The 23,630-nt window shown below is 63.8% G+C and carries 25 protein-coding genes; 9 read left to right on the top strand and 16 right to left on the bottom strand.

Annotated features, from left to right (window positions below):
• Window positions 1-65: 65 nt before the first annotated feature.
• A complete protein-coding gene (locus M2342_RS10955) occupies window positions 66-332 on the bottom strand; it encodes a succinate dehydrogenase assembly factor 2 (RefSeq protein WP_181559935.1) in 267 nt (88 codons plus the stop codon).
• A 97-nt stretch (window positions 333-429) separates the two neighbouring features.
• Here M2342_RS10955 and recG point away from each other — a divergent pair, with 97 nt between their 5' ends.
• A complete protein-coding gene (gene recG, locus M2342_RS10950; protein WP_264579102.1) occupies window positions 430-2,496 on the top strand; it encodes an ATP-dependent DNA helicase RecG in 2,067 nt (688 codons plus the stop codon).
• Window positions 2,497-2,499: 3 nt separating this feature from the next.
• On the opposite strand, the gene M2342_RS10945 is transcribed toward recG, so the two are convergent.
• The 3 genes from M2342_RS10945 to tyrS form a co-directional block, all read right to left on the bottom strand.
• The gene (locus M2342_RS10945) at window positions 2,500-2,856 is read right to left on the bottom strand and encodes a hypothetical protein (protein WP_264579101.1); all 357 of its coding nucleotides are present in this window, start codon (window positions 2,854-2,856) and stop codon (window positions 2,500-2,502) included.
• 31 nt (window positions 2,857-2,887) lie between these two features.
• A complete protein-coding gene (locus M2342_RS10940) occupies window positions 2,888-3,214 on the bottom strand; it encodes a PilZ domain-containing protein (RefSeq protein ID WP_181559932.1) in 327 nt (108 codons plus the stop codon).
• A 96-nt stretch (window positions 3,215-3,310) separates the two neighbouring features.
• Complete coding sequence (gene tyrS / locus M2342_RS10935) at window positions 3,311-4,540, bottom strand: tyrosine--tRNA ligase (RefSeq protein WP_264579100.1); 1,230 nt, start codon at window positions 4,538-4,540, stop codon at window positions 3,311-3,313.
• Window positions 4,541-4,603: 63 nt separating this feature from the next.
• Here tyrS and M2342_RS10930 point away from each other — a divergent pair, with 63 nt between their 5' ends.
• Genes M2342_RS10930 through M2342_RS10920 form a run of 3 tightly spaced genes read left to right on the top strand, consistent with a single transcriptional unit; the run spans window position 4,604 to window position 7,247 of the window.
• On the top strand, window positions 4,604-5,158 hold the full coding sequence (locus M2342_RS10930) for a DOMON-like domain-containing protein (protein ID WP_264579099.1): 555 nt from the start codon (window positions 4,604-4,606) through the stop codon (window positions 5,156-5,158).
• On the top strand, window positions 5,155-6,360 hold the full coding sequence (locus tag M2342_RS10925; RefSeq protein WP_264579098.1) for a DUF1343 domain-containing protein: 1,206 nt from the start codon (window positions 5,155-5,157) through the stop codon (window positions 6,358-6,360). Before M2342_RS10930 ends, M2342_RS10925 begins: the two co-directional genes overlap by 4 nt.
• Window positions 6,361-6,371: 11 nt before the next feature.
• Complete coding sequence (locus tag M2342_RS10920; protein ID WP_264579097.1) at window positions 6,372-7,247, top strand: EamA family transporter; 876 nt, start codon at window positions 6,372-6,374, stop codon at window positions 7,245-7,247.
• A gap of 19 nt (window positions 7,248-7,266) precedes the next feature.
• On the opposite strand, the gene M2342_RS10915 is transcribed toward M2342_RS10920, so the two are convergent.
• From M2342_RS10915 to M2342_RS10890, 6 genes are all read right to left on the bottom strand, one after another.
• Window positions 7,267-7,947, bottom strand: coding sequence for a DUF6975 family protein (locus M2342_RS10915; protein WP_264579096.1), 681 nt, complete (start codon window positions 7,945-7,947; stop codon window positions 7,267-7,269).
• Window positions 7,948-8,082: 135 nt separating this feature from the next.
• The gene (locus tag M2342_RS10910; RefSeq protein ID WP_264579095.1) at window positions 8,083-8,826 is read right to left on the bottom strand and encodes a glycosyltransferase family 25 protein; all 744 of its coding nucleotides are present in this window, start codon (window positions 8,824-8,826) and stop codon (window positions 8,083-8,085) included.
• 20 nt (window positions 8,827-8,846) lie between these two features.
• Window positions 8,847-10,895: an RNA polymerase sigma factor RpoD gene (gene rpoD, locus M2342_RS10905; protein ID WP_264579094.1), complete on the bottom strand. Its 2,049-nt coding sequence runs from the start codon at window positions 10,893-10,895 to the stop codon at window positions 8,847-8,849.
• 47 nt (window positions 10,896-10,942) lie between these two features.
• Window positions 10,943-12,814, bottom strand: a complete 1,872-nt coding sequence (gene dnaG / locus M2342_RS10900) for a DNA primase (RefSeq protein ID WP_264579093.1) — start codon at window positions 12,812-12,814, stop codon at window positions 10,943-10,945.
• The gene (locus tag M2342_RS10895) at window positions 12,811-13,218 is read right to left on the bottom strand and encodes an endonuclease domain-containing protein (RefSeq protein WP_264579092.1); all 408 of its coding nucleotides are present in this window, start codon (window positions 13,216-13,218) and stop codon (window positions 12,811-12,813) included. The genes dnaG and M2342_RS10895 overlap by 4 nt, the downstream gene beginning before the upstream one ends.
• Before the next feature lie 67 nt (window positions 13,219-13,285).
• Window positions 13,286-13,738: a GatB/YqeY domain-containing protein gene (locus M2342_RS10890; RefSeq protein WP_264580033.1), complete on the bottom strand. Its 453-nt coding sequence runs from the start codon at window positions 13,736-13,738 to the stop codon at window positions 13,286-13,288.
• Window positions 13,739-13,899: 161 nt separating this feature from the next.
• Between M2342_RS10890 and carA the strand changes: the two genes are divergently transcribed.
• Window positions 13,900-15,057 (top strand): glutamine-hydrolyzing carbamoyl-phosphate synthase small subunit, encoded by a 1,158-nt coding sequence (gene carA / locus M2342_RS10885; protein ID WP_264579091.1) that lies wholly within the window; start codon window positions 13,900-13,902, stop codon window positions 15,055-15,057.
• On the opposite strand, the gene M2342_RS10880 is transcribed toward carA, so the two are convergent.
• Window positions 15,021-15,287 (bottom strand): hypothetical protein, encoded by a 267-nt coding sequence (locus M2342_RS10880; RefSeq protein WP_264579090.1) that lies wholly within the window; start codon window positions 15,285-15,287, stop codon window positions 15,021-15,023. The two genes, carA and M2342_RS10880, sit on opposite strands and share 37 nt — an antisense overlap.
• Window positions 15,288-15,322: 35 nt before the next feature.
• Between M2342_RS10880 and carB the strand changes: the two genes are divergently transcribed.
• From carB to M2342_RS10865, 3 genes are all read left to right on the top strand, one after another.
• Window positions 15,323-18,661 carry a carbamoyl-phosphate synthase large subunit gene (gene carB, locus M2342_RS10875; RefSeq protein ID WP_264579089.1) on the top strand — a complete coding sequence of 1,113 codons (3,339 nt, stop codon included), beginning with the start codon at window positions 15,323-15,325 and terminating at the stop codon, window positions 18,659-18,661.
• A 93-nt stretch (window positions 18,662-18,754) separates the two neighbouring features.
• The gene (gene greA / locus M2342_RS10870) at window positions 18,755-19,231 is read left to right on the top strand and encodes a transcription elongation factor GreA (RefSeq protein WP_181559920.1); all 477 of its coding nucleotides are present in this window, start codon (window positions 18,755-18,757) and stop codon (window positions 19,229-19,231) included.
• Window positions 19,232-19,321: 90 nt separating this feature from the next.
• On the top strand, window positions 19,322-19,990 hold the full coding sequence (locus tag M2342_RS10865; RefSeq protein ID WP_264579088.1) for a rhomboid family intramembrane serine protease: 669 nt from the start codon (window positions 19,322-19,324) through the stop codon (window positions 19,988-19,990).
• A 47-nt stretch (window positions 19,991-20,037) separates the two neighbouring features.
• Here M2342_RS10865 and M2342_RS10860 read toward each other — a convergent pair whose 3' ends face one another.
• From M2342_RS10860 to M2342_RS10840, 5 genes are all read right to left on the bottom strand, one after another.
• The gene (locus M2342_RS10860) at window positions 20,038-20,274 is read right to left on the bottom strand and encodes a DUF4170 domain-containing protein (RefSeq protein WP_181559918.1); all 237 of its coding nucleotides are present in this window, start codon (window positions 20,272-20,274) and stop codon (window positions 20,038-20,040) included.
• Window positions 20,275-20,377: 103 nt separating this feature from the next.
• A complete protein-coding gene (locus M2342_RS10855) occupies window positions 20,378-20,824 on the bottom strand; it encodes a hypothetical protein (RefSeq protein ID WP_264579087.1) in 447 nt (148 codons plus the stop codon).
• 7 nt (window positions 20,825-20,831) lie between these two features.
• A complete protein-coding gene (locus tag M2342_RS10850) occupies window positions 20,832-21,173 on the bottom strand; it encodes a hypothetical protein (RefSeq protein WP_264579086.1) in 342 nt (113 codons plus the stop codon).
• Window positions 21,170-21,559 carry a phage holin family protein gene (locus M2342_RS10845; RefSeq protein ID WP_264579085.1) on the bottom strand — a complete coding sequence of 130 codons (390 nt, stop codon included), beginning with the start codon at window positions 21,557-21,559 and terminating at the stop codon, window positions 21,170-21,172. The genes M2342_RS10850 and M2342_RS10845 overlap by 4 nt, the downstream gene beginning before the upstream one ends.
• Window positions 21,560-21,587: 28 nt before the next feature.
• Window positions 21,588-22,091 carry a hypothetical protein gene (locus M2342_RS10840; RefSeq protein ID WP_264570611.1) on the bottom strand — a complete coding sequence of 168 codons (504 nt, stop codon included), beginning with the start codon at window positions 22,089-22,091 and terminating at the stop codon, window positions 21,588-21,590.
• Window positions 22,092-22,288: 197 nt separating this feature from the next.
• Here M2342_RS10840 and eno point away from each other — a divergent pair, with 197 nt between their 5' ends.
• The gene (gene eno, locus M2342_RS10835; RefSeq protein ID WP_264570610.1) at window positions 22,289-23,563 is read left to right on the top strand and encodes a phosphopyruvate hydratase; all 1,275 of its coding nucleotides are present in this window, start codon (window positions 22,289-22,291) and stop codon (window positions 23,561-23,563) included.
• Window positions 23,564-23,630: the final 67 nt, after the last annotated feature.

The following is a 23,630-nucleotide window of genomic DNA, read 5'->3' as shown; positions in this document are numbered from 1 at the left end:
GTATTATCCGGCGGGTTCTCGACTACGCTCGAACCGAACGGAGGTGGCGGGGCATGAGAGAAATCTCACTTCGCAATCGGAACATAATCAAGCCTGCGCATCGCTTCCATCATCGCGCCTTCGTAATGCGCGGGGCAGGGAAGAGTGCCGATGGCCCAGGCCATGATGTCGACATCCTCTTCCTCGAGCAGCGCCTCGAACAGATCGGCTTGTTTCTGCGTGAAGCTCGCGGCGTGGGCATCGAAGAAGCCGCCGATCATCAGATCCGCTTCCTTCGTGCCCCGGTGCCAGGCGCGGAATTTGAGGCGGCGCAGGCGGGTCTCGTCGATCATGTCCGGTCCTTTTCGCGCGGCGCTCGGGTGCGCGATTTATCATGATTGGCCGGCGGGCACTTTTCCGGCCCTCCAGCTTCGACTAGGGCAGATAGCGATGCGGCCCGACATTCTCAATCCGCTGTTCACGGAAAGCACGGCGCTCAAGGGCGTGGGGAGCGCTTCGGCCAAGCCGCTGGAGCGCCTGGGCTTGACGCGCGTGGTCGACTTTGCTTTCCATCTGCCGGTGAGCTGGATCGAGCGGCAGCGCGTGCGACGCCTCGCGGAAGCCGAGACGGGGCGGATGGTCGCGCTGGTGCTGACGGCGCAGGACTATCGCGCCTCGGGCACGGCACGGGCGCCGTTCCGCATCCGCGCCGTGGATATGGCCGGCGATCCGGTGAGCATCGTCTATTTCGGCAAGAACAGCGGATGGCCGCGCAAGCTCTTCCCGCTGGGTGAACCGCGCTTTGTCTCCGGCCGCCTCGATCAGTTCGGGGACGAGCTGCAGATCGTCCACCCCGATCATGTGGTGCCGGTGGAAGAGGCGGGTCAGATTGCCGATTGCGAGCCCGTCTACGGTCTTTCGGACGGCATCACCAATGGACGGCTGCGCGATCTCGTCGCGCAATCGGTCGAGCGCGGCCCGGCTTTGGATGAGTGGATCGAACCGGGGCTGCGCGCCCACAAGGGCTGGCCGAGCTGGCAGGAGGCGCTCAAGGCCACGCACGAGACGCCCGGCGCAAAGGCCGCGCGCGAGCGCCTGGCCTATGACGAGGTGTTCGCAAGCCAGCTTGCGCTGATGCTGCTGCGGGCCTCGACCCGCCGCCGGCGCGGGCTTCCGCTGGCCGGGGACGGGCGCTTGCGCGACGCCTTGCGCCTGCCATTCGCCCCGACCGGTGCCCAGCGCCGGGCGTCTGCCGAGATCGAGGGTGATATGGCGCAGGCCGTGCCGATGCTGCGGCTGCTGCAGGGCGATGTCGGCTCCGGCAAGACGCTGGTTGCCCTGATGGCGCTGCTCAACGCGGTGGAAGCCGGCGCGCAGGCGACCTTTCTGGCGCCGACGGAAATTCTCGCCCGCCAACATTATGCCAGCCTCCAGGCGATGCTGGCGGGCCTGCCGGTGAATGTCGCGATCCTGACCGGGCGGGACAAGGGCAAGGCGCGCGAATCGACGCTGATGGGGCTGGCCGATGGCAGCATCCATATCCTCGTGGGCACCCATGCGATTTTCCAGGAGGCCGTGACCTATCGCAATCTCGGCCTCGCGGTCATTGACGAGCAGCATCGCTTCGGCGTGTCGCAGCGGCTGATGCTGACGGCCAAGGCGGAACGGACGCCGCATCTGCTGGTGATGACCGCCACGCCCATTCCCCGCACGCTCTGCCTCGCGCAATATGGCGATATGGATGTCTCCCGGCTGGATGAGATGCCGCCGGGCCGCCAGAGCATCGACACGCGGGTCATCGGTGACGATCGGCTGGAGGATATCGTTTCCGCACTCGGCCGCCATATTGCGGCGGGGCGTCAGGCCTATTGGGTGTGCCCGCTGGTCGAGCAAAGCGAGGATGGCGACGAGGCGGCAGCGGAAGCGCGCGCTGCGATGCTCAAGGCGCGGTTCGGCGCGGATGTCGTCGGGATGGTCCACGGGCAGATGCCCGGCCCGGAGAAGGATGCGGTCATGGAGGCCTTCTCGCGCGGGCAGCTCAAGCTGCTGGTTGCGACGACGGTGATCGAGGTCGGCGTGGACGTGCCCAATGCCACGCTGATGATCGTGGAAGCGGCGGAGCGCTTCGGCCTTGCGCAGCTGCACCAGTTGCGCGGGCGCGTGGGGCGCGGCGATCAGCGCAGTTTCTGCATGTTGCTGCACGGGAGCAACCTCTCCGAGACGGCGCGTTCGCGTCTCGCCCTGATGCGGGAGACCAATGATGGCTTCCGCATCGCAGAGGAAGATCTGAAATTGCGCGGGGCTGGCGAAATCCTCGGTACGCGCCAATCGGGCGAGCAGCGCTTTCGGCTGGCCAGCCCGGAACAGATCCAGTCGCTGCTGGATGCAGCGCACGACGATGCCCGGCTGCTCATAGACCGCGATGGCGGGCTGGCCTCCCCGCGCGGGCAGGCCGCGCGGCTGTGCCTCTATCTGTTCGAGCGGGATGCGGCGATCAGTCTGCTCGCCAGCGGCTGAGCGTCAGCCGTCGGTCTGGGGCCGGGTGATGCGTGCCAGAATATCGAGATAGGCCCGCGCATCGATGGGCTGGAGGAATTGCGCGCCAAAGCATCCCCGCAGGCTCCAGCGGATTTGCGCATCCTGCGTGGTGATGAGCGGCAGGCGAAGGGCGACGGGTTCGCCCCGCTCAAAGCGTGCGAAACCGCAGCGGGCCTGAAATCCCCAGACCGAAAAGTCGATCAGCTCGACCTCGACGGGGTCCGCGCCGCGCGGCCGGGATACATGGGTCTGGAAGGAGATGGCGTCGCGTGAAACGACGCGGCGCCGGCTGTGACTCAGCTCGGATCGGACAGCCCGGCTCCATGCTTCGTCGCCCATCGTTCAGGCTCCGGCGCGGCTGGCATGAGGGTCAGCGGCCGGGATGATCGGGGCCCTTCAGCCGCAGGAGCATGATGTCATACTCCTTGTCCGCGATCGCGGACTCGAATTCGACACCGAGGCGCGCACTATTCGCCCAGATCGCGCGCCCCCGCAACATACCGATCTGCGGCACATCGATGGTGAGGCTTTCGCCGATCGACACCAGTTGATCGCAGCGGATCATGCAGCCGCTCGGCGAAATGTTGATGAGCACGGCCGGCGATGGCGGTAGGGTGCCCCCCCAGATCTGCACGGGGCTTTCCACGGCGTCCCGTTCGTAGCGGCGCGGCTCGTCCATCGAGAAGGCAAACGTCATGGATCAGACTCCCAGTCGGAGTCTGATCCTGTCAGTCACCGGTAAACATCTGATAAACTCGGCGTAATCGAGGCGCGAACGCCCCGCTCCGGCAGCTTAGCGGCTGAGCAGAGCGTGCCGCTTCTTGCCGAGGCTGAGCTTCACCGGCGTCCCGCCAATCTCGATCAGATGCTTTTCGTCGCGTACCGGCTCGTCGTCGACGCGGACGGCGCCTTCGGCAATCTTGCGGCGCGCCTCGCCATTGGAGGCGGCCAGCCCGGCCTGGGTGAGGGCCGTGACCAGGGCGATGCTGCCTTCCGAGACGTGGACGGTCGGCAAATCCGCAGCCGCCGCCGCGCCTTGCTCGAAGGTGAGGCGGGCGGTTTCGGCAGCGCCATCCGCAGCGGCCCGGCCACGGCAAAGCGCCGTAGCCTCATTGGCGAGGATCTTCTTCGCTTCGTTGATCTCCGCGCCTTGCAGCGCTTCGAGCCGCCGGATTTCGTCCATCGGCACATCGGTGAACAGGCGCAGGAACCGCCCGACATCGCGATCGTCGGTGTTCCGCCAGAACTGCCAATAGTCGAAATGCGGCAGCATCGCCTCGTTCAGCCAGACGGCGCCCGCCATCGTCTTGCCCATCTTGCCGCCGTCGGCTGTGGTGATGAGCGGCGTGGTGACGCCGTAGACTTCCGTGCCATCCACCCGGCGCGAGAGCTCGATACCGTTGACGATATTGCCCCACTGGTCCGATCCGCCCATTTGCAGCCGGCAACCCGCCCGACGGGAAAGCTCGAGGAAGTCATAGGCCTGGAGGATCATGTAATTGAACTCCAAGAAGCTCAGCGATTGCTCGCGATCCAGCCGCAGCTTGACCGAATCGAAGCTGAGCATCCGGTTGACCGAGAAGTGCTGGCCGTAATCCCGCAGGAACGGCAGATATTCGAGCGCGTCCAGCCACTCGGCGTTGTCGGCCATGATCGCGTCGGTCGGACCATCGCCGAAGGTCAGGAAGTTCTCGAACACCGTCTTGATGGAAGCGATGTTGCTGTTGATCGTCTCGACGGTCATTAGCTTGCGCGCTTCATCCTTGAAGCTGGGGTCGCCAACCTTGCCGGTCCCGCCACCCATCAGCACGATGGGCTTGTGGCCGGTCTGCTGCATGCGGCGCAGCAGCATGATCTGCACCATCGAGCCGACGTGCAGCGAGGGCGCCGTAGGATCAAAGCCGATATAGCCCGGAACGACCTGCCTGGCGGCGAGCGCATCCAGCGCGCTTGCATCAGTAATCTGGTGGATATAGCCCCGCTCTTCGAGCAGGTTCAGCAGGTCGGACTTGTAGCTTGTCATGATCGCCCTTTGGGAAGCGCGGGGTTATTGAAACGCGGGGGCGCTTAGCATGGGATGGGAAGGATGAGTAGTATTTTGGCCCGCGCCGCTCTGGTCTGCCATCCGGATACGCCCTGCGATGCACTGGCGGCGCTGGGCATGCAGATTGAGCTGACCGACGATCATGGTTGGGAGATCGGCTTCGTGGCGATGGGTCGGATTGCCGATCTGCGTCTGCCCAAGGCCGCGCCAGGCATTCATACCGATGAGCTATGGCGCACCACTTGTTTCGAGTTGTTCGTGGCGCAGGACGATGATGCCTATGCCGAGTATAATTTCTCGCCTTCCGGCGCCTTCGCGGCCTATCATTTCGACCATTATCGCACCGGCATGAAGCCTCTCGAGATCCCGGCGCCGCACATCGTGCAGGCGGCAGATGCCGAGCGGCTGTCACTGTCCATCCGCTTGGCCGAGGACGCTCTGGTCTGGGATCGATCAGGGGCGATCGGCGCCAGCGCGGTCATCGAGGAGGCGAACGGGACTCTGAGCTATTGGGCGCTGGCGCATCCACCCGGACGGCCAGACTTTCACCACCGGGATTGCTTCGCGCTGCGGCTTCCGCCAGTGGACCGGGCATGAGCTTTCTCACCGGTCTCGATCGCCTGCTGGCCGACCCCGCGCTGCGTGCACCGCTTGCCAGCCAGCGCATCTGTCTGCTGGCGCATCCAGCTTCCGTCACCGCGGACCTCACCCATGCGCTCGACGCGCTCGCGGCCTGTGGCGACATCCGGCTGACTGCCGCCATGGGGCCGCAGCACGGCCTGCGGGGCGACAAGCAGGACAATATGATGGAATCGCCGGATTTCATCGATCCTGCCCACGGCATTCCGGTGTTCAGCCTGTATGGCGAGGTGCGCCGGCCGACTGCGCAGATGATGGACTCGGCCGACATATTCCTCGTCGACCTGCAGGATCTGGGGTGTCGCATCTACACCTTCGTGACGACTTTGCTCTATCTGCTCGAAGCGGCGGAAAAGGCCGGCAAGAGCGTGTGGGTGCTGGACCGGCCCAATCCCGCCGGGCGGCCCATCGAGGGTCTGACGCTGAGGTCAGGCTGGGAGAGCTTCGTCGGTGCCGGGCCGATGCCCATGCGCCATGGCCTCACCATGGGCGAGCTGGGGCACTGGTTCATCGCACATTTCGGGCTGAACGTGGATTATCGCGTAATCGCTATGCAGGATTACGCGCCCGAGGCGGCCCCGGGGTTCGGCTGGCCCACCGAGCGCATCTGGGTCAATCCCAGTCCCAACGCGCCCAATCTCAACATGGCCCGCTGTTATGCCGGGACGGTGATGCTGGAAGGCGCGACGCTATCGGAAGGGCGCGGCACCACCCGCCCGCTGGAGCTATTCGGCGCGCCCGATATCGATGCCCGGGCGGTGATCGCCAGGATGCAGGCGCTGGCCCCGCATTGGCTGGACGGATGCATCCTGCGCGACTGCTGGTTCGAGCCGACCTTTCACAAGCATGTCGGCACCTTGTGCGCCGGCGTCCATATCCACGCCGAAGGGCCGGCTTACGCACATCAGACCTTCCGCCCATGGCGGGTGCAGGCACTGGCCTTCAAGGCGATCCGGGCACTGTACCCGGACTATCCGCTCTGGCGCGATTTTCCCTATGAGTATGAGCTTGGCAAGCTGCCCATAGACGTGATCAACGGATCGCCCTTGCTGCGCGAGTGGGTGGACGATGGTGCGGCGACGCCAGCGGACCTCGATGACCTCGCGGAGGCTGACGAACGTGCCTGGGCGGAGACCCGCGCGGCACATCTGCTTTACTGAGCGGCGCGACGATGGAGCGTGGCCCAGAACCAGCGGCGGGGCTGGCGCTGTTGCCGGTGCTGGCTGTGGTGGGTTCGACGGCTTGTTTCCAGTTCGGGGCGGCTTTCGCCAAGGGGCTGTATCCCGTGGTCGGGCCGATCGGCGCGTCAGCCCTGCGCATCCTGTTCGCGGCGCTCATTCTGCTGGTGTTGGTCCGGCCGTGGCGGGCGTGGCCTGCGCGGCCGGACTGGCTGGCGCTGCTGGGCCTTGGTACCTGCGTTGCGGGGGCTATTCTCTTTTTCTACCTCGCCATCGCGCATCTGCCGCTGGGCATCGCAATCTCCATTCAGTCGCTAGGGCCATTGACGCTCGCCGCCTGCATGGCGAAGCGTGCCGTCCACTTGTTCTGGGTCGCGCTGGCGGGTCTCGGCATCTGGTGCCTGGTGGGTGGCGGTGGCGCAAAAGGCGCGCTGGAACCGGTGGGGCTGCTGTTCGCGCTCATCGCTGCAGCCTGCTGGGCAGGCTACATCCTGTGCGGCCGCAGGGTTGCAACATCATTTGGCGCCGGGGGTGCGGCCTTGTCGCTCTGCGTGGCCGCGCTTCTCGTCGTACCGGTGGGCATGATGCAGAACGGGGTGGGTCTCTTCACGCCCGCCTTGCTTCCGCTCGCACTGCTGGTGGCGATCCTGTCCGCAGCCATTCCCTTAACGCTGGAGCTTTATGCGTTGCCGAGGCTGCCAGCGCGTAACTTTGCGGTGCTGACCAGCCTCGAACCGGCCTTCGCCGTTCTGGCCGGGCTACTCATGCTGGACGAACGTCTCAGCGCCATCCAACTCGCCGGCATCGCGATGGTTGTGACGGCCAGCATGGGGTCGGTGATGAGCCGGAGAAAGGCCATGCCGGCATAAGTCCGGCGTTCAATCGATCTTACTGGCTGCTCTGTCGCGCGCCAGCCCTGGCCTTGAGCAAGTTCCACATGCCGCGATGCTGCACGAGCAACTGATCGGCGCCGAATTGCACGGCACGCGAGAAGCGCTCGACCTGGGGAAGGTCGTCCAGCAGAGCCACCGTGTCAGACTGGCTGGGGAGGGTGGTTTCGGCCGGCTCGATGCCGAGGCTGAGCGCACCGACGTCGAGGATCTTGCGGAGGGCCTGCCATTCCAGCACCAGCGTGATCGCCGTGCCGAGCGCGCAACCGCGCCGTTCCGATTGAGCAAGCATCTCAATCGCGTGGCTTTGCTGGGCGATGGCCGCAGTCGCCTCACTATGGCGCGGCGTGCTCGGCACCGGCCCGGCCGCAGCGCAGAGGCGATGCATATAGTCGCGCTCTTCGGCGAAGGCGCTGGTCGAGCGGATCAGCCAATCGCGGGCGACCGGCTCTGCTGTGTGAACAGCCGCATGATCGACAACGCCCGGTATCTGGCCGTGGAGCAGAACGAGAAGGTGGATGAAGTCCGCAAAGTCGGCCGAGTGCCGCGCAAAGGATATCCGCTCGCCGGCCAGCACGGGCGCGCAGTAGGAATGTGTCGCGGACCCTTCGCTCTCCACAAGCGCAAGCACTCGGGCGGAAAGGCCGGTCTCAACGAAATCAAGCGGGCGCGGGTCCATATCAAGCCTTAGAACGCCGAACCGACGGGCCGGCAATTTTCCCCGCGGCGATGTAACGCGCAGGAAGTTAACAAGATGTTGATTTTGCTAGGGAGCAGGACCCTCTTTCCTAATGTCCAGCGCTGGTAAACCCCGCTAGCGTCGAAGGAATTTTCGTGCTTGCGCTGTGAGGCTGCGGACGACCGGCAAGCGATCTTTCCAGCTTAAACTATGGATGTCCGTTCTTGAGCGACGTTGTTTTCCTAAATCGGGATGCGCAACGAAGGTTCGCTTCTGAGCGTGTTCGCGGCGAAACCAGCTATACGCTCCATCAACATGCATTGGGCCGCCTTCATTGGACCCTGGCTGACGTTCAAGCATATGTTCCAGATAAGGGACGATAGACTCTATCGCGTTCCTTCGCATCGCGATGAAGTGCCCGCCCAAAATGGGTTCATTTGCGGAGGCTTCGGCGAGGGGAGGCGTCAAGGGCTGGGCCGAAGACCATTCCAGAACGGCGCCGTAAAATACCGACCACGGTTTAAGGCCCAACGCATGCAAGGTACCCGGCATATCCAACTGCACGTTTGAAGAAAAATCCAGATCGTCTTCCAGTAGAAGGGTCGAGCGATCACCGCGTGCAAGAGCCTCGCGCCAGACGCCCAGATGACTGTGGAAGCATCCTCTGGTCCCGGCTGTCGGAAAACCCGCAGTTTCATCGAATTTTTTGGCTTCGAAGCGAAGTACCGCTGGGTGGTTAAATGATAATCCCAAGCGCGCCAATTGCTGCGAAATCTCATTCAGTCGATCGGTTCGATGGGCCAAGTTGACGATGACCACGCGATCAAAGGCAGCTAGCAGCGCTTGTCCTGCAGCGTTGGAAGGTTCTTGCGTGGCCATCGCTGTGCCCATGAGCGGCTTTACTGGTCCAGGAAGCTGCGCATCTTGCGGCTGCGGCTCGGGTGCTTGAGCTTGCGCAGCGCCTTGGCCTCGATCTGGCGGATACGTTCGCGCGTCACCGAGAATTGCTGGCCGACTTCTTCCAGCGTGTGATCGGTGTTCATGCCGATGCCGAAGCGCATGCGCAGCACGCGCTCCTCACGCGGGGTAAGGCTCGCCAGGACGCGGGTGACCGTTTCCTTGAGGTTTGCCTGGATGGCGGCATCCACAGGAATGATCGCGTTCTTGTCCTCGATGAAATCGCCGAGGTGCGAATCTTCCTCATCGCCGATCGGCGTTTCGAGGGAGATCGGCTCCTTGGCGATCTTCATCACCTTGCGCACCTTCTCGAGCGGCATGGAGAGGCGCTCGGCCATTTCCTCCGGCGTGGGCTCGCGGCCCTGCTCGTGGAGGAACTGACGGCTGGTGCGGACCAGCTTGTTGATCGTCTCGATCATGTGCACCGGAATACGGATGGTGCGGGCCTGATCGGCGATCGAGCGGGTGATCGCCTGGCGGATCCACCAAGTCGCATAGGTGCTGAACTTGTAGCCGCGGCGATATTCGAACTTATCGACGGCCTTCATCAGGCCGATATTGCCCTCCTGGATCAGATCCAGGAACTGCAGGCCGCGATTGGTGTACTTCTTGGCGATCGAGATCACGAGGCGCAGATTGGCCTCGACCATTTCCTTCTTCGCAATGCGCGCCTCGCGCTCGCCCTTCTGCACCATGTTCACGATGCGGCGGAACTCGGGCAGAGACGTGCCGGTCGACTGCGCGATTTCGGAGACTTCCGCGCGGATGCGCTCGACAGCATCGACCTCATTGGCCGCAAAGGCCGCCCATTTCTTGTCGAGCTTGCTGACCTTCTCCAGCCAGCCATCGTCCAGCTCCTGGCCGACATACTGGTCGAGGAAGTCCTTGCGCGGCACCTTGTGGCGCTCTGCGAGGCGCAGCATCTGGCCGCCCAGCGTCGTCAGGCGCCGGTTGAAGGCGTAAAGCTGATCGACGAGATATTCGATCTTCTGCTGGTGGAACTGGACGCTCTCGACTTCCGCCGTCAGGTCCTCGCGCAGCTTGTGATAGGTCGCTTCGTCCTTGGCCGGGAATTCCATGCCATTGCCGAGCGCGACCAGCCGGGCCTGCTGGATCTTGCCGAATTTGCCATACAGCTCGGTGATGTTGGCGAACTTTTCGAGCGCGGCGGGCTTGAGCAGCTCTTCCATTGCGGCGAGCGAGAGGGTGTTATCCTCCTCGTCATCCTCTTCCTGGCGCGCCGTGCGGCGTTCGACCATGGAATCATCGTCGTCACCGTCGGCTTCCGGCTCGTCCTTTACCTCGTCCTCGTCCTTGAACGAGGGACCGGCGGTCTTTTCGGAAATCTCGCCATCGTCGTCTTCGCCATCTTCCGACAGGCTTTCCGGCGCGGGGTCCTTGGAGAGCATGGCGTCGAGATCGAGGATCTCGCGCAACTGCATCTCGCCATTGTTGAGCGCGGTTGACCAGCCGATGATCGCGTTGAACGTCGTTGGGCTTTCGCACAGGCCGAGGATCATGGTGTCACGACCGGCCTCGATCCGCTTGGCGATGGCAATCTCGCCCTCGCGGCTGAGCAGTTCCACTGCGCCCATTTCGCGCAGGTACATGCGCACCGGATCGTCGGTGCGGTCGGTCGTCGTCTGCTTCTTCTCGGCGACATTGCCGGAGCCATCTTCCTCGTCCGAACCATTGTCGATGGACTCGACTTCGGATTCGGGCTGCTCTTCGCCGTCATCACCCTGTTCTTCGTTCTCGACGATGTTGATGCCCATGTCGCTAAGCGCCGAGGTGATGTCCTCGATCTGGTCGGAGGACATCTCGCCTTGCGGGAGGGCGCTGTTCAGCTCGTCATAGGTGATGTAGCCACGCTTCTTGGCACGGGCGATCAGCTTTTTGATGGACGCTTCGTTGAGATCGAGAAGGGGGGCATCGCCGCCTTCTTCGCCACTCTCCTGGTTTCCAGCGTTTCCATTGATCTTCGTCGCCATGCGTTGCCTTGCTCCGGGCCAAGCGCGGTGCCGCGCGGGCCTGTTATTCACTCTTCGAGGGGTTGGGCCAGCTCGGCGGCTCGTGCCGCCAGGTCTTCCTTGAGCTTGCGCAGGGCTTGCTGGCGGGCGAAACTTGCCTCGTCCAGATTCTCCGCCATCGCTCTCGTCGCCGCCGCCAGCTCCGCTTCGATTCGCGGCATCGCCACCAGCACCCCGATGGCTTCCGCCAGATCGCGCTGTGCACGCCATCCGTCGGCTTCGGCCTGGGTGAAGGTGAAATGCAGCGCGTCGGCGCGGAGCAACCCCTTCGCCATATTATACAGCTCAGTGCTGCCCAATATGGTAAGGAGCGCCTCGGTTTCAACAGTTTCTTGGCGATCGGCCGCTTTGAGCAGAGCATCGAGCAACTTTGCCAGCCCGGAGTCGGGGGGCGACAGGCTGTCCAGTGCCTCGCGGTGGACGAGGATTTCGCCCGGAAAGCGCAGGAGGCCGGCCAGAACGGCGCGGAGAAGCAGCATGTCTCCGCCGGTTTCGCGGATCGCCTTGGCATCCTGTGTAGCCGGCGGGGGCGGGGCGATCCAGCGCCCCCCTTTCATCGTGCCGCCGCCGCGACCCGCCGATCGCCCCTCGAAGCGGGCGTTGGGCGCGGCGCGCGGCGCGAAGAACAGCGCGTCGTAACGCTCCTTGAACAGGCGAGAATAGAGGGCCCGGATATCGCTATCGGCGATTGTGGCGGCGAGCGCATTGAGCCGCTGCTTCAAGCCGGCACGTTCTTCCGGCGTGGCCAGCGGCGCGGCATCATGCTCGCTGCGCCAGATGAGGTCCGCCAGCGGGATCGAGCTTGCGAGCACAGTCTCGAAGGCCTGAAGCCCCTCGGCCCGCAGCAGGTCATCGGGATCCTGCCCGGCCGGCAGCGTCGCAAAACAGAGGCTATGACCGGGGCGCAGCAGCGGCAAAGCGCGGTGGGCAGCGCGGATTGCCGCGCGCTGGCCGGCGCCATCGCCGTCGAAGCAGAGGATCGGCGTCTCCACCATGCTCCACAATTTCTCGATCTGCGCCTCCGTCAGCGCCGTGCCGAGCGGCGCCACGGCCTCGGCGATGCCGGCCTGGGCAATGGCGATCACGTCCATATAGCCTTCGACGACGATGATGCGGCCCGCTTTGCGCGCGGCAGGCGCCGCCTTGTCGAGGTTGAAGAGCGTGCGGCCCTTGTCGAAGAGCGGCGTCTCGGGGGAGTTGAGATATTTGGGCTCGCCCTGGCCCAGAATCCGTCCGCCAAAGGCGATCACGCGCCCGCGCTGGTCGCGGATCGGGATCATCAGCCGCCCGCGAAAACGATCGTAACTGTCTCGCTCGCTGTCTTCCGGCCGGATGAGCATCCCGGCCTCGACCAGCATATCCTCTGGGAAGTCTCTCAGCGCGGTCTTGAGCTTGCCGCGACTATCCGGCGCGAAACCTAGCCCAAACGCGCGGCGCGTCGCGTCCGTCAGCGCGCGCTTATGCAGATAGGCGCGCGCCTCGGCGCCATCGAGGCCCCCAAGCTGATCCTCGAACCAGTCCTGCGCCGCGGCGGTCACGTCATGCAGCGATTTTGCCTGCTCGGCTCGTTTGGCGGCACGCGGATCGGGCGCGGGCACCTCCATGCCGGCGGCGGCGGCCAACTCCTTGACCGCATCCAGGAAGGGCAGGCCGCGCTGATCCGTCATCCAACGGATCGCATCGCCATGCGCCCCGCAGCCGAAGCAATGGTAGAAGCCCTTCTCGTCGTTGATCGTGAAGCTGGGCGTCTTCTCATTGTGGAAGGGGCAGCACGCCTTGTATTCCCGCCCGGCCTTCTGGACCTTGATGGTCTTGCCGATGAGCGTGGAGAGGGTGGTGCGGGCGCGGAGTTCGTCCAGCCATTGCGGGGTGAGGCTCATTTCATGCGCCCCTTTGTAACGGATCGCTCCCCTCCCGCTAGCGGGAGGGGTTGGGGGAGGGCGGCAAGCGCTCTCTCAATCTCTAGCGCGATCCCTTCGACATTGCCCAGCACATCATGATTCCAAAAGCGCAGCACCTGATAACCTTGCGCCTCAAGCCATGCGGTCCGCGCTTGATCCATCTCGCCGTCTTCGTCATGCTGGCCCCCGTCCACCTCGACGATCAGGCGTGGCGTGCGGGCAACGAAATCGCAGACATAAGTACCGATGCACACCTGCCGGTTGAACCGAGTGCCGGCGACTTTGCGATTGCTGATGGCGGTCCAAAGCCTGCGCTCGGCATCTGTCGCATTATTGCGAAGTTCGCGTGCACGATCGGTGTTGGCGCGGTTGGGCCAAATCATGCCCTCCCCCGACCCCTCCCGCACGCGGGAGGGGAGAAGAGTGCAACAGAGGGGCCGATCCCCCCAATCACCCCAGCGCCGCCTTCACCAAGCCGCTGGCCTTGCTCATGTCCAGCACCGTCCCATGGCGGTCCTTGAGCACGGCCATCACCTTGCCCATGTCCTTTACCGACGACGCGCCGACTTCGGCCTTGATGGCCTCGATCGCGGCACGGGTTTCGTCCTCGCTCATCTGCTTGGGCAGGAAGCCTTCGATCACCTCAAGCTCGGCCTGCTCCTGCGCGGCGAGTTCGGCGCGGCCGCCCTGTTCGTACATGGTGATCGATTCGCGGCGCTGCTTGACCATCTTCTGCAGCACATCGACGACAATCACGTCGTCATCGGGCGTGCTGGCGGCGGTGCGCAGTTCGATGTCGCGGTCCTTCAGCTTGGCCAGGATCAGGCGCACAGCGGCCAGCCGGGCCTTGTCGCCGGCCTTCATCGCCTCAATCTGGGCAGCCTTGATGCCGTCGCGAATCATCACGTAATCTCCGAGTCACCGTGCGGGAAAGGATCAGATATAGCGGCGATGCGGAATTTTTAATAGATTGACCGTGCATGTGTGAACCCATAGTGAGCCGGCCGTTTAGCCGGGCGCTTGGGGCGCCTGCCAGAAAGCAAAAAGCGAAGGATCAGACAGCCATGGCGAACGCCAAATACCCGACCGTGCCCAAAGGAGCGACGGGGGTATTGGTTCTAGCCGATGGCACCGTCGTCTTCGCGCGCGGCTTCGGTGCCGAGGGAGACGCGGTCGGCGAGCTGTGCTTCCACACTGCGATGACCGGCTATCAGGAGATCATGACCGACCCGAGCTTTGCCGGGCAGATCATCACCTTCACCTTCCCGCATATCGGCAATGTCGGTACCAATGCCGACGACGTCGAGTGCCAGCAGCCCTGGGCGCTGGGGTGCATCGTGCGTGAGGATGTGACCGCGCCGTCCAACTTCCGTAACGTCCAGCCCTTCGATGCCTGGCTGAAGGCTAACGGCCGGATCGGTCTCGCAGGTGTCGATACGCGGGCACTGACCCGCCTGATCCGCGAGAAGGGCGCGCCCAATGCGGTGATCGCCCATGATCCGCAGGGCCAGTTCGATCTCGCGGCGCTGCATGAGAAGGCGAAGGCCTGGCCCGGGCTGGAAGGCATGGACCTCGCCATCGAGGTGACCGGCGCACAGCGGGAGTGGACCGGCGGCGCCTGGCGCCTCGGTTTCGGTTATGAGGCAATGGAAGCGGGCGAGCGGCCCCATGTTGTCGCCATGGATTTTGGCGCGAAAGACAATATCTTCCGCAACCTCGTTAAGGCGGGTGCGAAGGTCACGGTGCTTCCCGCCACGGCCTCCTACGATCAGATCAAGGCGCTCAACCCCGCCGGTGTGTTTCTCTCCAATGGTCCCGGCGATCCGGCGGCGACAGCGGACTATGCCGTGCCGGTGATCCGCAAGCTGCTCGACGAGAATGTGCCGATCTTCGGCATCTGCCTTGGTCATCAGCTGCTCGCGCTGGCCGCCGGTGCGAAGACCACCAAGATGCATCAGGGCCATCGCGGCGCCAATCACCCGGTCAAGCGGTTGGAAGACGGCGTGGTGGAAATCACCTCGATGAACCACGGCTTTGCGGTCGATACCGCCACGCTGCCGGCCAATGTCGTCGAGACCCATGTGAGCCTGTTCGATGGCTCCAACTGCGGCATCGCCTTCACGGACAAGCCGGCTTTCGCCGTGCAATATCACCCCGAAGCCTCGCCGGGGCCGCAGGACAGCTTCTACCTGTTCCAGCGGTTCGTGGAGGGGCTAAAGTGATTGCGCTCGCGCTCCTTGCGGCGGGCGCGGCAGGCGATCAGGGCCAGTTGCAGCGTCAGCTCGATCATATGGTCGCCACCTGCCGCGCCGACCAGGTCGTCCGTCTGGTAGCCCATGGTACGGATCGGGTGAGCTTTGACATGCTCCGACGCGATGCCCTGCCATCGGTCAGCGAGACCAACGCCCTTCAATGCGCGCTCGACAAGGTGCGATCGCGCAAGGATCTTCAAATCGGTTCCACCGGGAACGAGGCTCGGAACAAATAATGCCAAAAAGAACAGATATTTCCTCGATCCTCATCGTCGGCGCTGGCCCGATCATCATCGGCCAGGCGTGCGAGTTCGATTATTCGGGCACGCAGGCCTGCAAGGCGCTGAAGGAAGAGGGCTACCGGATCATTCTGGTCAACTCCAATCCCGCGACGATCATGACCGATCCGGAAATGGCCGATGCGACCTATATCGAGCCGATCACGCCGGAGATCGTCGCCAAGATCATCGAGAAGGAGCGCCCCGACGCGATCCTGCCGACGATGGGCGGGCAAACCGCGCTGAACACGGCGCTGGCGCTGTTCAACGACGGCACGCTGGAGAAATACGGCGTGCAGATGATCGGCGCCGATGCCGAAGCGATCGACAAGGCCGAGGACCGGCTCAAATTCCGCGACGCGATGGACAAGATCGGCCTCGAAAGCGCCCGGTCGCGCATTGCGCACACCATGGACGAAGCCATGGCCGCGCTGGAATTCACCGGCCTGCCGGCGATCATCCGCCCCAGCTTCACCATGGGCGGCACCGGCGGCGGCGTCGCTTATAACAAGGAAGAGTTCGTCCGCATTGTGACCACCGGTCTCGATGCGTCGCCGACCACCGAAGTGCTGATCGAGGAATCGCTGCTCGGCTGGAAGGAATATGAGATGGAAGTGGTTCGCGACCGCGCGGACAATTGCATCATCATCTGCTCGATCGAGAATGTCGATCCGATGGGCGTCCACACGGGTGACTCCATCACTGTCGCGCCGGCGCTGACGCTGACTGACAAAGAATATCAGATCATGCGCAACGCCAGCATTGCGGTGCTGCGCGAAATCGGCGTGGAAACAGGTGGTTCCAACGTACAGTTTGCAGTCAATCCCAAGGATGGGCGGCTGATCGTCATCGAGATGAACCCGCGCGTGTCGCGCTCCTCGGCGCTGGCATCCAAGGCCACTGGCTTCCCGATCGCCAAGGTCGCGGCCAAGCTGGCGGTTGGATACACGCTGGACGAGATCACCAATGATATCACCGGCGTGACGCCGGCGAGCTTCGAGCCGACCATCGATTATGTCGTGACGAAGATTCCGCGCTTTGCCTTCGAGAAGTTCAAGGGCGCCGAGCCGCTGCTCGGAACCGCCATGAAGTCCGTCGGCGAAGTGATGGCAATTGGCCGCAATATTCACGAATCCATGCAGAAGGCCCTGCGCGGGCTCGAGACAGGCCTCGCCGGTTTCAATCAGGTCGATCATCTGGTCGGGGCGCCCAAGGAACAGATCGTTGCGGCGCTGGGTCAGCCGACGCCGGACCGGCTGTTGATCGCGGCACAGGCGCTGCGTGAAGGGCTGAGCGTGGATGAAATCCATGCCGTCGCCAAGTTTGACCCCTGGTTCCTGCAGCGCCTTGCCGAGATCGTCGAGGCCGAGAAGGGCGTGCTCGCGAATGGCCTGCCGCGCGATGCGGAGGCCATGCGCAAGCTCAAGTCCATGGGCTTTTCGGACAAGCGTCTTGCCTGGCTGGCGCTGCAGTCGGCCAACATTCCCGGTGGCATGGACAACGCGATCAAGCGCGGCTCGGGCCTCGTCCGCGATGCCGTGGTGGCGATGACCGGCGGCGTCACCGAGAAGGAAGTGCGCGCGCTGCGCCACAAGCTCGGCGTGCGTCCGGTGTTCAAGCGGATCGACACCTGCGCGGCCGAGTTCGAGGCCAAGACGCCTTATATGTACTCGACCTATGAGGCGCCGACCTTTGGTGAGCCGGAGGACGAGAGCCAGCCGAGCGATCGGCGCAAGGTCGTGATCCTGGGCGGCGGACCCAACCGCATCGGCCAGGGCATCGAGTTCGACTATTGCTGCTGCCACGCCTGCTTCGCGCTGGAAGATGCGGGCTATGAGACGATCATGATCAACTGCAACCCGGAGACGGTGAGCACCGATTATGACACGTCCGACCGCCTGTATTTCGAGCCGCTGACGGCGGAAGACGTGCTGGAGATCCTGCATGTCGAGAAGTCGAAGGGCGAGCTAGTCGGCGTGATCGTGCAGTTTGGCGGGCAGACCCCGCTCAAGCTGGCGCAGGCGCTGGAAGAGGCCGGCATTCCTATCCTCGGCACCTCGCCGGATGCCATCGACCTTGCCGAAGATCGCGAGCGGTTCGCGGCGCTGATCGAGAAACTGGGCCTGCTACAGCCGGCCAATGGCATCGCCCGCAGCCGGGAAGAAGCCATCGCGGTGGCCAACCGCATCGGCTACCCGGTGCTGATGCGCCCGAGCTACGTGCTGGGTGGCCGGGCGATGGAGATCGTCGACGGCCAGGCGCAGCTCGAGGAATATATCGCCACGGCGGTGCAGGTCTCGGGCGACTCGCCGGTGCTGATCGACCAGTATCTGCGCGATGCCGTTGAGGTTGACGTCGATGCGCTGTGCGATGGTGAGGATGTCGTCGTCGCCGGCGTGCTCCAGCATATCGAGGAAGCCGGCGTCCACTCCGGTGATAGCGCTTGCTCGCTGCCGCCTTACAGCCTGCCCGATTATCTCATCGCCGAGATCGAGCGGCAGGCCGATGTGCTGGCCCGCGCGCTCTCCGTGCGGGGCCTCATGAACATCCAGTTCGCGGTCAAGGATGGGCTGGTCTACCTCATCGAGGTCAATCCGCGCGCCTCGCGCACGGTGCCGTTCGTGGCGAAGGCCATCGGCACGCCGATCGCCAAGATCGCCGCGCGGGTGATGGCCGGCGAGAAGCTCGCGAGCCTGCCGAAGATCGACCGCAATGCGATCCGCCATATTGCGGTCAAGGAAGCCGTGTTCCCGTTCAATCGCTTCCCCGGCGTCGATCCGGTCCTTTCCCCGGAGATGAAGTCGACCGGCGAGGTCATGGGCATCGACAGCGATTTCGCGACTGCTTTCGCCAAGGCGCAGATCGGCGCGGGCACGGTGCTGCCCAAGCAGGGGACGGTCTTCATCTCCGTTAAGGATAGCGACAAGAGCGTGATCCTGCCCGGGGCCCGCAAGATTGCCGATCTCGGTTTCAAGATCGTCGCAACGGGTGGAACGGCCGATTTCCTCGCAGAGAACGGCCTGCCGGTGGAGAAGGTGAACAAGGTCGCGCAGGGCCGTCCGCATATTGTGGATCGCATTGCAGATGGCGAGGTGGATCTCATCTTCAACACCACGGAAGGCTGGCAGTCGCTCAAGGACAGCAAGGCGATCCGCACGAGCGCGTTGCGCGGCAAGGTGCCGAGCTTCACGACTGCGGCGGCAAGTCTGGCTGCTGTGGACGCAATTGAGGCTTTGCGTGCGCGTCCTCTTGAAGTGAAGTCGCTGCAATCCTATTATCAGGCGTCGCACGACTGATCTTCCAGAACACAAGAAATCAGTTGCGGGCCGACCGGATCCCCGGCGGACTAGGGAGTTCGCGCATTGTTGCGCTGGAAATAGGGAGTCGAGATGGCGACCGTTGAGAAGATGCCGATGCTGCAAGTCGGTTATGACAAGCTGACCGACCAGCTCCGCGCGCTCAAGGCCGAGCGTCCCAAGATCGTGGATGCGATCGAGGAGGCACGCGCCCATGGCGATCTTTCGGAAAACGCCGAATATCACGCCGCCAAAGAGCGTCAGGGCCAGGTCGAGGCGACAATCGCCGATCTGGAAGACAAGCTCTCCCGCGCGCAGGTTATCGACCCCACCACGCTGTCGGGCGACAAGATCATCTTTGGCGCCACGGTCACCTTGCTGGACGAGGATGACAAGCCGGTGCGCTACCAGATCGTCGGCCAGGCCGAGGCGGACGCGAAGCTGGGCATGATCAGCTATAACAGCCCCCTTGGTCGCGCCCTCATCGGCCGTCAGGTCGGCGAGGATGTCGAGGTGACGGTACCGTCCGGCGACAAGTTCTATCTGGTCAACAAGATCGAATTCATCTGATCCGCAGCCGCGCCATGATTATGTCTTTTCTGGTTGCCGCACCGGCAGCGTTTACGCTGTCGGTTCGCGCCGCAGCCGGCTGACATCGCGATGCAGCTTCCCAAAGGTCCGGCGACCAACATTCTGGCGGCGATCATCGTCATCGTCTTCCTGCCGTTGTATCTCACCGGAGAGATGGGGCGCGCGGCGCTGATTGCCGGGTTCATTTCCGAGCGCGTCACGTTGCTCTCGTCGTCCGAAGCGCTGACCTTCAACGTGCCGTGGCTGCCGCTATGGATCACGCCGCTCACCGCCACGTTGCTGCATGGCGGGTGGATGCATCTGGCCTTCAATGTGCTGATGCTGATCTTCTGCGGCCGCTTCGTTGAAAATCTGCTCGGTCCAGGTCGGCTCGTGGTGATCTATGTCGTCGGCGCCTATGCCGCAGCGCTCGGGCAATGGCTTTCGAGTTTCTTTTATGCGCAAGGGGAGGGCTGGGTGCCGATGATCGGCGCAAGCGGCGCGATTTCCGCCGTGCTCGGAACCTATGCGTTCATCTACAGCCAGCGCGGCGTAAAGGCGATCGGGCCTGTCCCGGCCTATATCGTGCGCATGGTCTGGCTTGGCGCGGCGTGGACCATCCTGCAATTGCTAATCGCGCTGGCCGGCGGGTTCGACAGTTTCTTCGGCGGGATCGCTGTGGGCGCCCATATCGGCGGCTTCATCGCCGGCCTGCTGCTCGCGCGCCCCTTGCTGGCCCGACGGTTCCGGGCGTCCTGACGGAAGCGTGCTAAAGCTGGTCTAGCACCGCCAGCCGAGCCAGTCCGTCAGTGGGCGTGATCCTCGGCATCATCCGCGCTCGGATCGAGCAAGCGATGCAGATGGACGATCACATAGCGCATTTCCGCATCGTCCACGGTCCGCTGAGCCGCGCCGCGCCAGGCCGCTTCGGCACTCGCATAGTTCGGGAAGATGCCGACGATGTCGATGGCATTCAGATCTTCAAATTCGAGTTTCTGCGGGTCTTTGACGCGACCGCCCATCACAAGGTGCATGAGGCTCAAGAAAGTGCTCCGGATTTATGCCCGGCAAGAGGCGCCTGGGCGTTGTCGATTGCTAGCAGCCTCGGCCGGTTCTGCCAAGAATGGCGACACTGGCCTTGCGATCCTAGGCGTCCGATTTCTTGTCCGAACGCGGCTTCTTGATGCGCTTGCCGATCAGGCGGGCGGCTTCGACCGCCGCCGTTTGAAGCGCGGCCTTTTCCGTCTTTGCAAGATTGGCGAACATGGTCTGCGCGGCCTGACGCGCCCCGGAGTTGCGCACAGCGCGCTGCGCGGCGCGCCCGGCCTTGCCCGCAGCTGATCCGATGGCGAGCTTGGGCAGGAAAATGGCGATGACGGCCCCGGCTGCGGCCGCCGCGGCCACTGCCGCGATGGGATGTTCCTGAAACATCCGGTTGGTTTCATTGGCCGCGCGATAGGCCTTTTCCCGCGTGTCAGCGACCACGTCCTCGCCCCGCTCGCGCACCGTGGCAAGCGTGCTCCCGACCTTGTCCTTCACCTGGTCAAGCGTAGAAGCCGTTGGGCGGCCTTTCTTCGTCTTCGGGGCGGTCATCGTCTGATCAACTGTCCTCTTTCTGGCTCCACAGAGCGCGATTCAACCAGACGAGCCAAGCACCACGCATCACGTAGAGCAAGATGAATCGCACGGGGCGCCAGAAGAGAAGGCCGACCGCACCGGTCGCGCCCAGCGTCGTCAGGACGGGATGGCGACGCAGCGTTCCGCGCGCGGCCTGTTTGGCCTGCGAAACTTTCTGCTGAACCGCCTCGACGGCGTCGTCCTTCAGATGCGCCGGGCTCAACCGTTCGCGAACTCCGTCCACTGCGGAGCGGAAGCGCTCTCTTGCGCCATCCGCGCGCTGGCGAGCCTCGGCCAGTTCGAGGGGGGAGGGCGCGCTGCTCATGGCCGGTCTGCCTTGCTGAGGGGGGAGAGGGCGCGCTTGACCATCAGGCCGCAAAGTAGAGCGAGCAGCAGGAGGACACCGGCTACGATCAGAGCCGCGCCAAGCCAACCCACGGACGGAGCGAGCGCAATCACCGCCGCCGCGACCAGCGCAACAAGCGCCAGACTGACAAACAAAAAGGCGAGGACGCCGAACAGCGCCGCGCGTCGGGCCGCTGCGGCAATCAATGCCGCTTTGAGCTTCGCCCACGTCAGTTCCGCCTCGGCGAGTTCGCGGCCCGATGCAATCAGCCGCGAAAAGCTCTCGCCAATGGTCTCCTTTTCAAGCGCGTCTTCAGGGTTCGGCGGGGTGCCCGCCGCAGTGTGCATGGTGTCGGGATCACTCATCGATCAATGCCGGCCGGTCCTTCCAGCCTCAGCTTTCACTCGACGAGCCCCGCATCATGCGCATGAGCACAAAGCCAACCACGGCCGCCGCACCGATCGCCACCGCAGGGCTTTTGCGCACGAAGTTGCGTGCTTCCTCGGTCAGCTGGTCGATATCCTTGGCGTCCAGCGAGTCCGCCGCGCCGGCGACGGTTTCCGCAGCCTTGCGGGCATAATCGCCATATTGCGGGCCGAGCTTGGAATCGACGGTTTCGGCGGTCTCGGCGATCAGCTTCGAGAGGCCATGCAGGGCATCGCCCGTCGTGTTCTTAGCCGTCGTGGCGGCACCGCGTGCGGTGGCCTTAGCCTGCTCGGCAAATTCGCCGGCCTGCTCGCGCCAGTCGGTGCTCGATCCGGTCTCCGCGCCCCGCGCCTCTGCTGCCGTGGACAGCGCAGCCGACTTCGCGCTCGTGGCATCCGATGCAGCCTTGCGCGCCGACGTCGCCTTCGACGTGCTCTTGCGGGTCGTTCCAGTGCTATTGGTCTCAGCCATGGCGGGTTCCTCTTTTGATACAGAACAGGCTTGCCTGTTATAGCAAGGCTCGCCCTCTTTAACAGACCTGCGGCGGCAAATGTTCCCGCCATTGCACAGAAACAGCAAGATAAGCCGAGCCGCCCGCCATTGCCATGAGGGAGTCCGCTCGCTAATCCGCGCCGATAATTTGCCAGACGGAAGGGGAAGGCACAGCCATGACCGCAATTCTCGACATTCACGCCCGCCAGATCCTGGACAGCCGCGGCAACCCGACGGTGGAAGTCGACGTGTTGCTGGAAGATGGCAGCTTCGGCCGCGCCGCCGTTCCCTCGGGTGCATCCACCGGCGCGTATGAAGCGGTCGAGAAGCGCGATGGCGACAAGTCCGTCTATCTCGGCAAGGGCGTTCTCCAGGCCGTCGATGCGGTCAATGGCGAGATTGCCGAAGCGATCACCGGGATGGATGCCGAGGATCAGGGCGATGTCGACGCCGCGATGATCGAGCTGGACGGCACGGAGAACAAGGCGCGGCTCGGTGCCAACGCCATTCTCGGCGTGAGCCTCGCGACAGCCAAGGCGGCTGCCGATGCGCGCGGCCTGCCGCTGTATCGCTATGTCGGCGGCGTCTCTGCCCATGTGCTGCCGGTGCCGATGATGAACATCATCAATGGCGGCGAACATGCCGACAATCCGATCGACTTCCAAGAGTTCATGATCATGCCGGTGGGCGCGGAGAGCATCGCCCACGCCGTGCAGATCGGCTCGGAAATCTTCCACACGCTCAAGAAGGGCCTGCACGACAAGGGTCTTGCGACCGGCGTGGGCGACGAGGGTGGCTTTGCGCCCAACATCGCTTCAACGGTCGAAGCGCTCGACTTCATCATGCAGAGCATCGAGAAGGCCGGTTACAAGCCGGGCGAGAATGTCGTGCTCGCGCTCGATTGCGCAGCGACCGAATTCTTCAAGAACGGCAGCTATGTGATTTCCGGCGAGGGCAAGACGCTCTCCCCGGCTGAAATGGCCGACTATCTCGCGGACCTCGTCGCGCGCTACCCGATCAAGTCGATCGAGGACGGCATGAGCGAGGACGATTTCGAGGGCTGGAAGATCCTGACCGACAAGATCGGCGACAAGTGCCAGCTGGTGGGCGACGATCTTTTCGTCACCAACCCCAAGCGCCTCGCCATGGGCATCGAGAAGGGACTCGCCAACTCCATGCTAGTCAAGGTCAACCAGATCGGCTCGCTGACCGAAACGCTCGCCGCCGTCGATATGGCACACCGGGCGCGCTACACCAATGTGATGTCGCACCGCTCGGGCGAGACCGAGGACGCGACCATTGCCGACCTGGCGGTCGCCACGAACTGCGGCCAGATCAAGACCGGCTCGCTGGCGCGCTCCGACCGGCTCGCCAAGTACAACCAGCTCATCCGCATCGAGGAAGAACTGGGCGACCGCGCTTATTATGCGGGAACGTCGATTTTCCGCTGAGGCGTTTTCAACGGTCCGGGTGGAGGCGAACGATCCGTTGCGCATCCCCCGGGCCGACGGCTTGTCT

Origin of the sequence: Sphingobium sp. B8D3A, from assembly GCF_025961995.1 — a bacterium.
Taxonomy (GTDB): domain Bacteria; phylum Pseudomonadota; class Alphaproteobacteria; order Sphingomonadales; family Sphingomonadaceae; genus Sphingobium.
Note: the sequence above shows the minus strand (reverse complement) of the source record. Positions and strands in the feature narration are given on the sequence as shown.